Below are 14,361 nucleotides of genomic sequence, written 5' to 3' on the forward strand. Positions count from 1 at the left end.
GCCTCGATCACTCCTGCGTCCATTTCACCACCTTCGCAGGGTTCCCCACCACCACCGCGCCCGCCGGCACGTCGCGGGTGACCACGGCGCCCGCACCGATCACGGCCGCGTCCCCGACTTTGATCCCCGGCAGAAGGATCGCGCCGCCGCCGATCCACACATCGTCGCCGATGGTGACGGCGCGCGCCGATTCCCAGAAGGCGGCTCGCGAAGCGCGGTCGAGGGGATGTTCGGCGGTGTAGATCTGCACGGCCGGGGCGATCTGCGCCCGGTGGCCGATGGTGATCGGGGCGCAATCGAGGAAGACGCAGTTGAAGTTGCAGAAGAAGTCGTCGCCGACGCTGATGTTGCCGCCGTAATCGCAGGCGAACCCGGGACAAATCGTCGGGTTGCGCCCGGCGGAGCCCAGAAGTTCGCGGATCACCGCCTCGCGGCCGGCCGCGTCCTCGGGCTCCATGGCGTTGAGCCGCAACAGACGCCGCTTGGCGGCGTTGCGGAGCTGAACCAACTCCGGATCGTCGCCGCGATAGGGTTTTCCCGCGAGCATCAGCTCGCGCGCGGTCTCGACCATGTCAGCCTCCCCGAAAATCCCGAAAGAATCAGCCGCGGCTGGCGCGGAAAGTGTCGCAGGACTTGGTCTGGCCGCTCTTGTAGCCGGTCATGAACCAGCGCATCCGCTGCTCGGACGAGCCGTGGGTGAAGGAATCCGGCACGGCGTAGCCCTGCGACTTCTCTTGCAGCTTGTCGTCGCCGATGGCGCTGGCAGCGTTGAGCGCCTCTTGGATGTCGCTCTGGTCGAGCGAATTCCAGCGATCGTTGGAGTTCTTGGCCCAGACGCCCGCGAGGCAGTCGGCCATCAACTCGACGCGCACAGAGAGCTGGTTCGCCTCCGTCTTGCTGCCGGCATTCTGCTGGCGGTTCTGCACCTTGCCGAGAATGCCGAGCACGTCCTGCACGTGGTGCCCGACTTCGTGGGCGATGACGTAGGCGTAGGCGAAGTCGCCCTTCACGCCGAACTTCGTCTGCATCTCCTTGAAGAAGCCGAGATCGATATAGACCTTCTTGTCGAGCGGGCAGTAGAACGGGCCCATCGCGGCCTGGGCCATGCCGCAGCCCGAACGGGTGCCGCCCTGATAGAGCACCATTGTGGTCGGCGTGTATTGCCGCCCGGTCTGGTTCGGCAGGATCTCTTTCCAGACATCCTCGGTGTTGCCGAGGATCTTCGAGGCGAACTGGCCGGCGCGGTCGGTCGGGGCCTCGCGGCGCCGGGCCTGCGTCTCGGGATCGGCCCGCTGCTCGCGCTGCTGCCCGCCTCCGGCCATCTGCTGCGCGCCGCCGAGCAGGATCGCCGGGTTGATGCCGGTGACCCAGGAGATCAGCAGCACGACGACGATGGTGCCGATGCCGAGGCCGCCCATGCCACCGCCGGGGAAGCCGCCCCCGCCGCCCTCGCCGCGCCGGTCCTCGACGTTCTCAGAGGCGCGAAAATCGTCCCAGCGCATAGAGTCTCCCGCCGCCCGCATCTCGCCCGGCCTCATCGGGATTCCGGGCCTGAATTCTAGAATGGCGAGGCGGAGGATACGGTTCCGCTTGCGCCCGTCCCCGGCCTACTTGCCTGAAGCGCTCCCGTCGAGGGCGCTCTTCAGCATCCGGAAGTCGCGCCAGGCCAGCCGCTTCTGCACAGGCTGGCGCAGCAGGTAGGCCGGGTGCAGGGTGGCGAGCGCCCGGATCTCGCGGCCGTCGCCGAGGCGGTAGGGGTAGAAGCGGCCGCGGGCCTTGAGGATGCCGTCCTTGGTGCCGGTCAGCGTCTGCGTCGCGGGCGCGCCGAGACAGACGAGGATGTCGGGGTTGGCAAGTTCGATCTGGCGCTCGACGAAGGGACGGCAGATCGAGATTTCCTGCGGGGTCGGGTTGCGGTTGCCCGGCGGGCGCCAGGGCACGACGTTGGAGATGTAGGCGCTGGTCCGGTCGAGACCGATCGCCGCCATCATTCGGTCGAGGAGCTGGCCGGAGCGGCCCATGAACGGCTTGCCGATCCGATCCTCGTCGGCGCCGGGCGCCTCGCCGACGAACATCACCCGCGCCTGCGGATTGCCGTCGGCGAAGACGAGGTTCTTTGCGGTGAAGCGCAGGCCGCAGCCCTCGAAGCCCCGCAGCAGCGCCTCGAGTTCGTCGAGGGTCTTCATCTGCTCGGCCCGCGCCCGGGCGTCGTCCGCCGCCTCGCCGGGCTTGGCGCCGGCCGCGTTGCCGTAGGTGCGGGGCGGCTCACGCGCGGGCGCGTCGCGGCTCGGCAACTCGCGCCGGAACTCCAGGACTGAGCCTTCGTCGGACGGGGCCTCGCGTCGCATCGGCGGAGGCTCGCGGCGCGTTGGGGGAGGCTCGTGGCGCGGGGCCGGCTCGCTCTGCTTCTGGGCGCTGGCTTGCGGCGCCTCGGCCTCCGCGAAGCGGTCGTGAGGGCGCTCGTCCAGCGCCGCATCGACGCCCGCCTCGACGTGGAAGTCGAGATAGGAGATCAGGTCGGCCCTGGCGTCGGTATCCGCGTGGTTCGCAGTCATCGCTTCCATGTGGCGTGAGAGCGCCCTGTGGACAACGCCCGAGAACGCCCCGCGGATCGTCGCACGGACGCACCCTGTGCCGGCCTGCCGCTACCCGAACGGCCTTGCCTTCCTACCTTGGAATCGCTTGAGAGACATCCTGACAATTGATTGCGCCGAGGCGGCGTGAGACAGCGCCCGAACGAACGGCCGCAGGAGGAATGAGGATGGCGCTGCCCGAACGCGAAGGCATGGATTTCGACGTGGTGATCGTCGGCGCGGGACCCGCCGGCCTTGCTGCCGCGATCCGCCTGAAACAGCGCTCCGCGGAGAAGGGCGAGGAGATCTCGGTCGTCGTGGTGGAGAAGGGCGGCGAGGTCGGCGCGCACATCCTCTCCGGTGCCGTGGTCGATCCGATCGGCCTCGACACCCTTCTGCCCGAGTGGCGCGACGACCCGGAACGCCCGCTCAAGACGGCGGTGGAGCGCGACGAGTTCCTGTTCCTCACCAAGAACAGTGGCGTCAGCCTGCCGAACGTGTTCTTCCCCAAGCTGCTGTCGAACCACGGCAACTTCGTCGGCTCGCTCTCGAACACCGTCAAGTGGCTCGGCGCCAAGGCGGAAGGGCTCGGCGTCGAGATCTATCCGGGCTTCCCGGCCTCCGAGGTGCTCACCGACGAGCGCGGCACGGTGACCGGCATCGCCACGGGCGATCTCGGCATCTCCCGTACCGGCGAGCCGCGCGAGGACTTCACCCGCGGCATGGAGCTGCGCGCCAAGTACACCGTGTTCGGCGAGGGCGCCCGCGGCTCGCTCACCAAGACGCTGATCGACCGGTTCGGGCTCAACCGCAACAGCGACCACCAGAAGTACGGGCTGGGCGTGAAGGAGCTTTGGCAGCTTGCCCCGAACAAGTTCCAGCCGGGGCTGGTGCAGCACACGATGGGCTGGCCGCTGCCGAACAAGGCGGGCGGCGGCTCGTGGCTCTACCACTTCGACGACGGACTGCTCTCGGTGGGCTTCGTCACGCACTTGAACTACGAGAACCCGACCCTGTCGCCGTTCGAGGAGTTCCAGCGCTTCAAGACCCATCCGATGATCGCCGAGACCTTCGAGGGGGCCAAGCGCATCGGTTACGGCGCCCGCGCCATCATGGAGGGCGGCTGGCAGTCGGTGCCCAGACTCGTCTTCCCCGGCGGCTGCCTCGTCGGCGATTCTGCCGGCTTCGTGAACGTGCCGCGCATCAAGGGCTCGCACAACGCGATCCTGTCCGGCATCCAGGCGGCGGACGCGATCTTCGATGCCCTCGTCGCCGGTCGTCAGGGCGACGAGCTGACCGCCTACGAGGAGGGCTGGCGCGACAGCCCGATCGGGCGCGACCTCAAGCCGGTGCGCAACGTCAAGCCGCTCTGGTCGAAATACGGCACCCTGGTCGGCGTGGGGCTGGGCGGCCTCGACATGTGGATGAACGCGATCGCCAATGCCTCGCTGTTCGGGACGCTGGGTCACGGCAAGCCGGATTATGCCTGCCTCAAGCCCCTCTCGGAGGTGAAGCCGATCGTCTACCCGAAGCCGGACGGCAAGCTCACCTTCGACCGGCTCTCCTCGGTGTATCTGTCGAACACCAACCACGAGGAGGATCAGCCGCCCCACCTCAAGGTGAAGGATATGGGGCTGCAGAAGACCTCCGAGCACGACGTCTACGGCGGTCCGTCGAGCCGCTACTGCCCGGCCGGCGTCTACGAGTGGGTGGAGGATGCGAGCGCCAGCGACGGCGTGCGCTTCCAGATCAACGCGCAGAACTGCGTCCACTGCAAGACGTGCGATATCAAGGACCCGAACCAGAACATCAACTGGGTCACCCCGGAGGGGCCGGGCGGGCCGAACTACACCAACCTGTAAAATGCAGCTTCGGAGACGTGGCCCGATCGCGGTGAGTCGGACCACGTTTCCACCTCGTCCGATGCAGCTCTCTGCTCGGCAGCTTGATCGACCGTGGATGGACTGCGGTTACGGCTCCCGGCCCGCATGTCCCGCTTCGAGCATCTCCTTGACCGCCCGACCCCAGCTCTGCGCTTCGAGATACGGGTAGGTCCAATACATCCCGCCGCCCCTTGGCGGCCTCTTCCATTCATCGAGATGGATGCCGCCGACTGCCATCTCGAGGCCGCAGCCGCCATACTTCCTGGCGAGCCAGTATTGGCCGAGTTTCCCCAGTTCGCGTCCTGAGAGACGGTTCCCGTCGCGGCCGACGATCCAGGCATCCAGCGCGCGACCGCCCTCGCCGTAATCGTCGTGGCGGATGCTGCCGACTCTCTTGCCGGGCATGCCCTTCCGCGGTTGTCCGCCGCTGTAGATCTGCGCCTGAAACCCGGCGCCGAAGACGTCGAAGACTGCACTGGCCAGTGTGACTTCGAGATAGGACGTGCAGGGGCGGTTACGAATCGCGTATTGGTTCTTGTAGACGACGTCCGCCCTGCCTCGTACCCGATTGTCGTTCGCGTTGCCGTTGGGCCAGCGCGAGAGCTTCGCCTTCGTCTCCGGCCCGAAGCGTCCATCGATGCCGATGCCCGCATCCCTCTGGAAATCCATGACGGCGATTTCCGTGCCGCCGCCGAAGAGTCCGTCGATCGCCCCTTCGTAATATCCCAATTCTTTCAATCGTGCCTGAAGACTGACAACGTTCGGGCCGACATCACCTCTTTCCGTGATTTGTTCGTTCTCGGATGGAACGAGCGCAAGAAGCCCATCGGGCATGACGATCCTCCCAGTTGACCGGCGTCCCCCGCACTCTTCTTAATCGAACGAGCCGCCGAGCTCCATGAATGCTATCGGCAGTAGGTTATTCAATTTTATCTTGTATTAAACTTCGTGATTTCGGAAATTTGCGGCGGATTTCGGTGTGGATCAATAGTTTACTGTTATAGCCTCACGGCTTGATTTGGCGTTCAAGCGAGCAGATCGTCTGGAAGAACCGAAAAGTTTGCCTGAGATTGTGGGTTAGTCCGGAAGGTCAGCCAAGACGCCCGCCGATTTCCCGCCACGCCGGCAGGTCCAGGCATGGCAGCCGAGTCGCGGCGTGGACGCCGATGGCGATCGCCCGCGCCAGCGTCTCGCCCGCCGCCGCACCGAGGCGGGCAAGATCGGCTACCTCATCTCCGAGCGGAACCGCGCCGGTGGCGACCGCGAACACCACGTCGCCGTCCAGCGGCGTGTGAGCCGGGTGGATCGCTCGGGCGAGGCCGTCCTGCGCGGCGATGGCGACGCGCTTGGCCTGCGCCTTGGTGAGCCTCGCGTCGGTGGCGACGATCGCCAGCGTCGTGTTGGCACCGGGCAAAGGCTCGCGCGGCCAGGAGAGGGCATCGTCGGGCATCCGCGGCGGAAGGCCGAGACCGCCGAACTCCCCATCCCGCTCGAAGGGTGCGGCCCAGAAATGCGGCCCCTGCCCCATCGTCACCCGCCCGAAGGCATTGACGGCCACCAGCGCGCCGACCTGCGCGGGCAGGCCCGGCACGGCGCTCGAGGCCGAGCCGAGGCCGCCCTTCAAATTGGCGGTGCGCGCCCCGAACCCGGCCCCGACCGAGCCGAGGGCAAAGGCGCCGCCGCGCGCGCCGTCCGCCGCCGCGTAGCCGAGGTCGCGGTAGGGCGGGTAGCGGCCCCATACTTTATCGCCGCCGTTGAGCAGGTCGAACAGGATGGCACCGGGCACGATCGGCACCCGCACGTCGCCGACCGCGAAGCCCCGCCCCGCCTCTCTGAGATGGGCGACGACGCCGGCCGCCGCATCGAGCCCGAAGGCCGAACCGCCCGACAGCACGAGGGCGTCGACCGCCTGCACGGTGGAGGCGGGATCGAGCAGGTCGGTCTCGCGGGTGCCGGGGCCGCCACCGCGCACATCCACCGCGCAGACGAAGGGGTTTTCGAAGAGGAGCGCGGTGACGCCGCTCGCGATTCTTGCGTCTTCTGCGTGGCCGACGCGGATTCCCGAAATGTCGGTGATGCGGTTGAGCCGGGTCATCGCCTCTCTCCTGCCCGTCCGGTCGGCAGCGCGGCGCGCCGTCTGCGCTCGTGGCGGATTGCATCGTAGGCGTAGAGCACCAGCGCGAGCCAGATCAGCGCGAACAGCACGACCCGGTCCGGCGTCAGGGTCTCGCCGTAGACCAGCGTGCTGAGCCCCATCAGGCAGGAGGGCGCGATGTACTGCATCAGCCCGAGGGTCGCGAGTGTCAGTCGGGTGGCCGCGGCGGCGAACCAGATCAGCGGCAGCGCCGTGGTCACGCCGGTGAGCGCCAGCAGCGCCCAGGTGCGGGCGTCGTCGGGCACCGGTGGCGCGGCGAAGGCGAGATAGGCCAGCGCGGCGGGCAGGAGCAAAAAAGTCTCGGCGCAGAAGCCGACGGTGCCGTCGACGGCGACGAGTTTGCGCACCAGCCCGTAGAGCGCGAAGGTGACCGCGAGGCCGAGCGACAGCAGCGGCAGGCGCCCCGCCATCGCCACCGCGACCGCCACGCCGAGCACGACGATGGCGACGGCGACTACTTGGACCGGGCGCAGGCGCTCGCCGAGGACGAGGGCGCCGAGCGCCACCGAGACCAGCGGGTTGATGAAGTAGCCCAGGCTCGCATCGAGCATGTGCCCGCTCGACACCGCCACGAGGTAGAGCATCCAGTTGATCGCGATCAGACCCGCCGAGACGACGAGCCCGGCATGGCGCGGCCGCAGGGGGAACGGATTGGCGAGCCGCTTGCGCAGCAGCGCGATCAGGCCGACCACGAGCAGCGCCGACCACGCGATGCGCTGGGCCAGGATCGTTCCCGGCGGGATGCCGTCGAGGAGCCGGAAATGCACCGGGACGACGAGGCCCCAGCTGAGATAGGCGGCGAGCGCGTAGATCAGGCCCAAGATTGCACGTTCGGCGGCGTGGCGATGGGCTGCTTGTAGACCGGACCGCGCGCGCGGTCAGCGCTTGCGAGCGGGGGCCGGTGCGATCTCGCCGCGCATGAGGGCGTTGAGGCGCTCGGTGTCGAAGCCGGTGAGCATGCGCTCCTTCTTCGACTCGGGGGCCGGCCCTTGGGTCACCGTGCCGGTGGTGACGGGATCGGGCAGGACCGGCGCGGCCCGCGCGATCGTCGGAGCCGGCACGGCCGCGACCGCTTGGTGCGCGATGCGATCCGCGCTCACGAGGACGACCGACAGCGTGCCGAAGGCGATGACCGTGCCGAAGGCGATGACGCGCAGGATGCTCACGATAGGCAACTCGGATACGCGGGGTACGCGGGACCGTGAACGGCGGCCCCCGGAAACAGGATGCGCCCGGTGTCGTTAACGAACCGGACGGCCGGGCCCGCTGTGGACCGGCCCTATTCAGGACACCGGCACAGGAACGGGCAAAGGACTTGGCCATGAACGAGCAGGCGACGGCGAGCGACAGCCCCTTCATCCAGGGCCGCAACGCCCGGCTCTACGGCAAGAGCATCGAGGCATGCCCCTATCCCGAGGGATCCCAGGACCGCGCGGCCTGGATCCAGGCCTACGAGGAGGCTGCGGCCGACGACCCGGAAGAGTGAGAAGCCCCGGAGACTGCCTTGACGCTTCCGGCTCCGGAGGGCTGAAAGGGCTTCAACGCCAGCCCTCTCATCCCTCCGAGGCCGATGTCCAAGACCCCGCCCCGCGATCGCGGCCGCTTCGGCGCCGATACCCGCCTCGTGCTCGCCGGGCGTGACCCGTCGGCCCAGCACGGCTTCGTCAACACGCCGATCTACCGCGGCTCGACGGTCCTCTACCCCACTTACGACGACATCAAGCACCGGCGCGGGCGCTACAATTACGGCACCTCCGGCACGCCGACGATGGACGCGCTCTGCGAGGCGTGGAGCGAGATCGCCGGGGCGGCCGGTACGGTGCTGACGCCGTCGGGCCTCTCGGCCCTGACGCTGGCGCTGATGGCCTGTGTCAGCGCGGGCGACCACCTCCTCGTCACCGATTCCGCCTACCGCCCGACCCGCATTTTTTGCGATGGGGTGCTGCGCCGCTACGGAGTGGCGGTCGAATACTACGATCCCCTGATCGGAGCCGGCATCGCCGGGTTGATGCGCGACAACACGCGGGCCGTGCTCGTGGAGGCGCCGGGCTCGCAGACCTTCGAGATGCAGGACGTGCCGGCCATCGCGCAAGCCATGCATGCCCGCGGCGGCACGGTGGTGATGGACAACACCTGGGCGACGCCGCTGCTGTTCCCGCCGCACGAGCGCGGGGTCGATCTCGCGGTGGAGGCCGGCACCAAGTATCTCAGCGGCGGCTCCGACCTGCTGCTCGGCCTCGTCTCGGCCAATGCCGAGCACTATCCGGCGCTCAAGCGCACCTACGAGCATTTCGCCCCCTGCGCCGGCCCCGAGGACATCTTTCTGGGGCTCCGCGGCCTGCGGACCATGGGCCTGCGCCTGCGCGAGCACGGCGCCCGCGGGCTCGCCATGGCCGAGTGGTTCCAGGCTCGCCCGGAGGTGCTGCGGGTGCTGCATCCGGGGCTGCCGGACGATCCCGGCCACGCGATCTGGAAGCGCGACTTCTCCGGCGCCTCGGGCCTGTTCGGTGTGATCCTCAAGCCCATCTCCGAGGAGGCTTTGGCCGCCTTCCTCGACGGGCTCGAACTGTTCGGGATGGGGTTTTCCTGGGGCGGCTTCGAGAGCCTCGTCATCCCCTTCGATCCGACCGTCTATCGCACCGCCACAAGCTGGCAGCCGGGCGGCCCGGCTCTGCGCTTCCATATCGGGCTGGAGGATCCCGAGGATCTGAAGGCGGATCTGGAGGCCGGGTTTGCGCGGATGGCGGCTTTGGCGTGAGGTCGAAACGTGATCGGCTTGACTGTCTGAAGGTCCGGATGGGGTGGGGAGCGGACCTCAGCTTGGCTCAGGTGACTGCACCGACCAACCGTCGTTGAGGCAGAGTCGCTCGCCCTCGTAGAGCCAGGACGAGACCTCCATGCCATCAGCGAGGTCTCGGTCGTAGAGGGTCTGGCACTCCACGACCCGTTGGAACACCCACGACACGTTCTCGCCATCCATGTTGCGATAGGCGTGCTTACGTCCAGAGCCGATCTCTGCGCCTCTCGCGCACGCTTCAACTTCATCCCGGGCCTGAACGACATGGATAGCCACTTCGCGCATCGGCGTGGGCAGGGGAGCGCCTGCAAGGTGGCACTCCGAGAGAAGGGACACAGCAAACAAAGGCACGGTTCGTCCTCTCAAGAGCGCGCTGACCATCCCCCAATCATTGAACCGGCGGCCTCAAAGTCTGCAATGGGTCGAAAGCGGCTCCTCATGTGATCAACTTGACGAGGTTTCGACCCTAAGAGTGCCTCACAAAACTCCCGGCTCCTGACCGTCCTCATCCTGGCGAGGACAGCGCGGCGGGAGTTTTGTGAGAGACACTAAGGCGCCACCCAAGTCCCCCTCCACCCCTCGCCCTCCCGCCAAAAAACCGCCCGCCGGTGCCCGCGCCGGTCGAGGTAGAGCAGGTCGATCCGCTCGACGGTCAGCACCACCGCGCAAAAATTCTCGCGTCCGATGCGCGCCTCCGGGTCTTCGTCGGGCAGGGCATAGGCGTCGCCCGCCGCGAGCGCGGTGCCGGGGGCGGGTTCGACCCCGTAGCAGACTCGGCTCATCGCCAGCGCGGCGGCCCAGGCCGCGTCGGCGAGCGCGTCGTCGCGGTGCAGGCGTGCGCGGCCCTCGAGGCGGAGCTGGAGCTTGGCCGGTGGGTCGTAGACGTGGAGGGCGGCCAGCCCGCTCTCCGCAAGCTCCCGTGCCTTGTCCGAGCGCCGGTCGCAGTGGAAGCGCAAGCGCCCCTCCCCGGCTTCCGCCGCGCGCAGCACGACGGTGCGCAGCCGTGGGCGGCCCGCCGCGTCGACGGTTGCGAGGGAGGGCGTGTGGAAGGGGCTGTGCCGGTTCTCCACCCCTTCGGCGAGGCAGCGCCAGCCCTCCGCGCGGAAGCCGTCGAGGTCGTCGTAGAAGGAAGGCAGCGCGTCCACGAAAAGGACTCCTCGGGTGTCATGCCGCGTTGCAGGGAGTGCGCAGAGAGTTCACGGGACGTCCGGTCGAGGGGCGGGCCTGCTTACGCCGGCGGATCTCGCCGCGGCATCCGATGCTGGTGCGGCCGGTGCGCTGGCGCAAGGCGCTGACGGTCTCAAGACCTTTTGGCGACCGAGATGAACGCCTCGTCGATCAAACGTCTTGGCATGGCGAACGGTTAGCGCCATGCCACGCGTTCGGGACGCTCCCGACCCGGCTTCCTGCAGGCCGCAATGGCACGGCTGGCCGGCTACCGCGTTGAACGCTCTCGAACATACGGTCCCGCTGTTCTCTTGCCCGCTTTTCCCTTGCCCCCCTCACCTTTGCTCCTCTCACCCTTGCCCGCGCACCGGTTCTCTTGTCCGAACCTGGCCCGTTCGCTCCTTCGCCGATCCATCCCAGGTCCCGGCGAGCGGCGCCTGTGCCGGGAGCGGGCCGCGTGAGCACCACGCCCTTCTTCCTCGCGGGTGGCGGCGAGGCCGGCGCGTTGATGCGCGGGCTCGATTGGGCAGCGACGCCGCTCGGGCCGGCGGAGGCGTGGCCGGCACCGCTCAAGACCCTGGTCGGGGTGATGCTCGGCTCGCAGCAGCCGATGCTGATCGTCTGGGGCAAGGGGCGCATCACGCTCTACAACGACGGCTACGCGCCGATGTGCGGCACCCGCCATCCGCACGCGCTGGGTCGGCCCTTCGACGAGGTCTGGCACGACATCTGGGACCAAGTGGAGCCGATCCTGTCGCGGGCCTATGCGGGCGAGGCCACGCATATGGAGGACATCACCTTCACGATGCACCGCAACGGCTACCCGGAGGAGACTCACTTCGCCTTCGGCTACACGCCGGTGCGGGGCGAGGACGGTTCGGTCGCCGGCATGTTCTGCGCCTGCTCGGAGACCACCGCGGCGGTGCGGGCCGGCCGGCAGATGCAGGCCGAGCGCGAGCGCTTCGCGCGGCTGTTCGAGCAATCGCCGAGCTTCGTCGCGGTGCTCGACGGGCCCGACCACGTCTTCGCCTTCGCCAATGCCGCCTATCGCCAGCTCGTGGCCCACCGCGACGTCCTCGGCAAGCCGGTGCGCGCCGCCCTTCCGGAGGTCGCGGGCCAGGGCTTCTTCGAGCTGCTCGACGAGGTGTTCGCCACCGGCCGCAGCCACACCGCGTACGGGGCGCCGGTGACGCTCCTGCGCGTGCCTGGCGCGGTGCCGGAACGGCGCTTCCTCGATTTCGTCTATCAGCCGATGCGCGATGCCGCGGGCACCGTCACCGGCGTGTTCGTCGACGGCTCGGACGTGACCGAGCGGATCACCGGCAACGCGGCGCTCGCCGAGAGCGAGGCGCGCTTCCGCACCATGGCGGACGACGCGCCCGTGATGATGTGGGTCACCGACTCCGACGGCGCCTGCCAGCACCTCAACCGGCGCTGGTACGAGTTCACCGGCCAGACCGAAGCGGAGGCGCTCGGCCTAGGCTGGCTCGAGGCCGTGCACCCGGACGACCGCAGTTGGTCGGGCGAGACCTTCCTGAGGGCGAATGCCCGGCGCGAGGGCTTCAGCCTCGAGTATCGCCTGCGCCGCCTCGACGGCGTCTATCGCTGGGCGATCGATACCGCGAGCCCGCGCTTTGCCGCCGACGGGAGCTTCCTCGGCTATATCGGCTCGGTGGTCGATATCGAGGAGCGCCGCGCCGCCGAATTGGCGCTCGCCGAGAGCGAGGAGCGCCTGCGGCTCGCCGTCGAGAGCGGCGAGATCGGCCTGTGGGATTTCGACCCCGGAGCCGGCACCCTGTTCTGGCCGCCGCGGATCAAGGCGATGTTCGGGCTGCCGCCCGACGCGGACGTGACCCTCGACGACTTCGCCGATGGCCTCCACCCGGACGACCGGGCGCGGGTCACCGCCGCCTTCGCCGCCGCCCTCGATCCCGGTACGCGCGCCTTCTACGACGAGGAGTTCCGCACCATCGGCCGCACCGATGGTGCTGTCCGCTGGGTCGCGGCCAAGGGGCGCGGCGTGTTCGACGCGGAGGGGCGCTGCCGGCGCGGCGTCGGCAGCGCCATCGACATCACCGCGCGGAAAGCGATCGAGGAGCGCCTCGTCGAGACCACGCGCCGGCTCGACGCGGTGCTCGACAACGCGACGCAGGCGATCTTCATGATGGATGAGCGCCAGCACTGCGCCTACATGAACCGCGCCGCCGAGCGGCTGACCGGCTACACGCTGGAGGAGACCCAAGGAAAGGCGCTCCACGACGTCGTCCATCATACCCGGCCGGACGGCCGCCCCTACCCGCTCCACGAATGCCCGATCGATCAGGCATTTCCGGAGAACAACCAGGAGCAGGGCCAGGAGATCTTCGTCCACCGCGACGGCTCGTTCTACCCCGTCGCCTTCACCGCGAGCCCGATCCGCGACGAGCGCGGCGCGCCGATCGGCACCGTCATCGAGGCGCGCAACATCGAGGGCGAACTGCGCGCCAAGGCGCAGTTGGAGGCGTTCAACGCCAGCCTGGAGCAGCAGGTCGCGGCCCGCACCGCCGAGCTGATGCGCACCGAGGAGGCTCTGCGCCAATCGCAGAAAATGGAGGCGGTGGGCCAGCTCACCGGCGGCCTCGCCCACGACTTCAACAACCTGCTCACCGGCATCACCGGCTCGCTCGAACTGCTTCAGACCCGCCTCGCGCAGGGGCGGCTCACCGAGATCGATCGCTACGTCAACGCCGCGCAAGGCGCCGCCAAGCGGGCGGCCGCGCTAACCCACCGCCTGCTCGCCTTCTCCCGCCGCCAGACGCTCGACCCCAAGCCCACCGACGTGAACCGGCTGGTGATGGGTATGGAGGAGCTGATCCGCCGCACCATCGGCCCGTCCATCACTCTGGAGGTGGTGGCCGCGGGCGGGCTTTGGTCGGTGCTGGTCGATCCGAGCCAGCTCGAGAACGCGCTGCTGAACCTCTGCATCAACGCCCGCGACGCCATGCCGGACGGCGGCCGCATCACCATCGAGACCGCCAACAAGTGGCTCGACGATCGCGGCGCCCGGCAGCGTGACCTCGATCCCGGCCAGTACCTCTCGCTCTGCGTGACCGACACCGGCACCGGCATGAGCCCGGACGTCATCGCCAAGGCGTTCGACCCGTTCTTCACGACGAAGCCGATCGGCCAGGGGACGGGGCTCGGCCTGTCGATGATCTACGGCTTCGTGCGCCAATCGGGCGGGCAGGTGCGGATCTACTCGGAGGTCGGCCAGGGCACGACGATGTGCCTATACCTGCCGCGCCACTACGGCGCGGCGGAAGAGCCGGAAGCAGCCCCGGATCTGGCCGCCGCGCCCCGTGCCGAGCAGGGCGAGACGGTGCTGATCGTCGATGACGAGCCGACGGTGCGGATGCTGGTCACGGAGGTGCTGGAGGATCTCGGCTACACCGCGATCGAGGCCGCCGACGGTCCGGCCGGCCTCAAGGTGCTGCAATCGGACGTGCGCCTCGATCTCCTGGTCACCGATGTGGGGCTCCCCGGCGGCATGAACGGGCGACAGGTCGCCGATGCGGGCCGCGTCCTGCGGCCGGACCTGAAGGTGCTGTTCATCACCGGCTACGCCGAGAACGCAGTAGTCGGCAACGGCCACCTGGAGCCCGGCATGCAGGTGATCACCAAGCCCTTCGTGATGGAGGTGCTGGCCGCGCGCATCAAGGAGATGATCAACACGCGGTGAGGGGGGCTTGCCCCCATTTGATTGCGGCCTCCTTAGGTTTAAGGCCCTACCCAATTGTACGATGATGC

Annotated in this window: 13 protein-coding genes; 4 read left to right on the forward strand and 9 right to left on the reverse strand. The window is 68.6% G+C overall.

Annotated elements, in window-relative coordinates:
* Nucleotides 1-7: 7 nt before the first annotated feature.
* The 3 genes from FHU13_RS25100 to FHU13_RS25110 all read right to left on the reverse strand — a co-directional run bounded on the left by FHU13_RS25100 (nt 8) and on the right by FHU13_RS25110 (nt 2,564).
* The gene (locus FHU13_RS25100; RefSeq protein ID WP_183438548.1) at nt 8-571 is read right to left on the reverse strand and encodes a sugar O-acetyltransferase; all 564 of its coding nucleotides are present in this window, start codon (nt 569-571) and stop codon (nt 8-10) included.
* 28 nt (nt 572-599) lie between these two features.
* Entirely contained in the window at nt 600-1,502 is a 903-nt protein-coding gene (locus tag FHU13_RS25105; RefSeq protein WP_183438549.1) for a neutral zinc metallopeptidase, read from the reverse strand.
* Between the two features lie 105 nt (nt 1,503-1,607).
* Nucleotides 1,608-2,564 (reverse strand): uracil-DNA glycosylase family protein, encoded by a 957-nt coding sequence (locus FHU13_RS25110; protein ID WP_183438550.1) that lies wholly within the window; start codon nt 2,562-2,564, stop codon nt 1,608-1,610.
* A 197-nt stretch (nt 2,565-2,761) separates the two neighbouring features.
* Here FHU13_RS25110 and FHU13_RS25115 point away from each other — a divergent pair, with 197 nt between their 5' ends.
* Nucleotides 2,762-4,435: an electron transfer flavoprotein-ubiquinone oxidoreductase gene (locus tag FHU13_RS25115; RefSeq protein ID WP_183438551.1), complete on the forward strand. Its 1,674-nt coding sequence runs from the start codon at nt 2,762-2,764 to the stop codon at nt 4,433-4,435.
* 108 nt (nt 4,436-4,543) lie between these two features.
* Here FHU13_RS25115 and FHU13_RS28305 read toward each other — a convergent pair whose 3' ends face one another.
* The 4 genes from FHU13_RS28305 to FHU13_RS25135 form a co-directional block, all read right to left on the reverse strand.
* The gene (locus FHU13_RS28305) at nt 4,544-5,290 is read right to left on the reverse strand and encodes a peptidoglycan-binding domain-containing protein (protein ID WP_183438552.1); all 747 of its coding nucleotides are present in this window, start codon (nt 5,288-5,290) and stop codon (nt 4,544-4,546) included.
* Between the two features lie 256 nt (nt 5,291-5,546).
* A complete protein-coding gene (locus FHU13_RS25125) occupies nt 5,547-6,551 on the reverse strand; it encodes a P1 family peptidase (RefSeq protein WP_183438553.1) in 1,005 nt (334 codons plus the stop codon).
* A complete protein-coding gene (gene rarD, locus FHU13_RS25130) occupies nt 6,548-7,432 on the reverse strand; it encodes an EamA family transporter RarD (RefSeq protein ID WP_183438554.1) in 885 nt (294 codons plus the stop codon). The genes FHU13_RS25125 and rarD overlap by 4 nt, the downstream gene beginning before the upstream one ends.
* Before the next feature lie 57 nt (nt 7,433-7,489).
* Nucleotides 7,490-7,777 (reverse strand): hypothetical protein, encoded by a 288-nt coding sequence (locus FHU13_RS25135; RefSeq protein WP_183438555.1) that lies wholly within the window; start codon nt 7,775-7,777, stop codon nt 7,490-7,492.
* Between the two features lie 155 nt (nt 7,778-7,932).
* Here FHU13_RS25135 and FHU13_RS25140 point away from each other — a divergent pair, with 155 nt between their 5' ends.
* Together FHU13_RS25140 and metC are read left to right on the forward strand one after the other, a co-directional pair.
* Nucleotides 7,933-8,097: an Rmf/CrpP family protein gene (locus FHU13_RS25140; RefSeq protein WP_183438556.1), complete on the forward strand. Its 165-nt coding sequence runs from the start codon at nt 7,933-7,935 to the stop codon at nt 8,095-8,097.
* Nucleotides 8,098-8,181: 84 nt separating this feature from the next.
* Nucleotides 8,182-9,369, forward strand: coding sequence for a cystathionine beta-lyase (metC, locus tag FHU13_RS25145; protein ID WP_183438557.1), 1,188 nt, complete (start codon nt 8,182-8,184; stop codon nt 9,367-9,369).
* A 57-nt stretch (nt 9,370-9,426) separates the two neighbouring features.
* On the opposite strand, the gene FHU13_RS25150 is transcribed toward metC, so the two are convergent.
* Together FHU13_RS25150 and FHU13_RS25155 are read right to left on the reverse strand one after the other, a co-directional pair.
* On the reverse strand, nt 9,427-9,789 hold the full coding sequence (locus tag FHU13_RS25150; protein ID WP_183438558.1) for a DUF4288 domain-containing protein: 363 nt from the start codon (nt 9,787-9,789) through the stop codon (nt 9,427-9,429).
* Between the two features lie 167 nt (nt 9,790-9,956).
* Nucleotides 9,957-10,553 (reverse strand): pyridoxamine 5'-phosphate oxidase family protein, encoded by a 597-nt coding sequence (locus FHU13_RS25155; RefSeq protein ID WP_183438559.1) that lies wholly within the window; start codon nt 10,551-10,553, stop codon nt 9,957-9,959.
* Between the two features lie 479 nt (nt 10,554-11,032).
* Here FHU13_RS25155 and FHU13_RS25160 point away from each other — a divergent pair, with 479 nt between their 5' ends.
* Nucleotides 11,033-14,293 (forward strand): PAS domain S-box protein, encoded by a 3,261-nt coding sequence (locus FHU13_RS25160; protein ID WP_183438560.1) that lies wholly within the window; start codon nt 11,033-11,035, stop codon nt 14,291-14,293.
* Nucleotides 14,294-14,361 lie beyond the last annotated feature (68 nt).

It is taken from the genome of Methylobacterium sp. R2-1 (assembly GCF_014191355.1).
Lineage (GTDB): Bacteria > Pseudomonadota > Alphaproteobacteria > Rhizobiales > Beijerinckiaceae > Methylobacterium.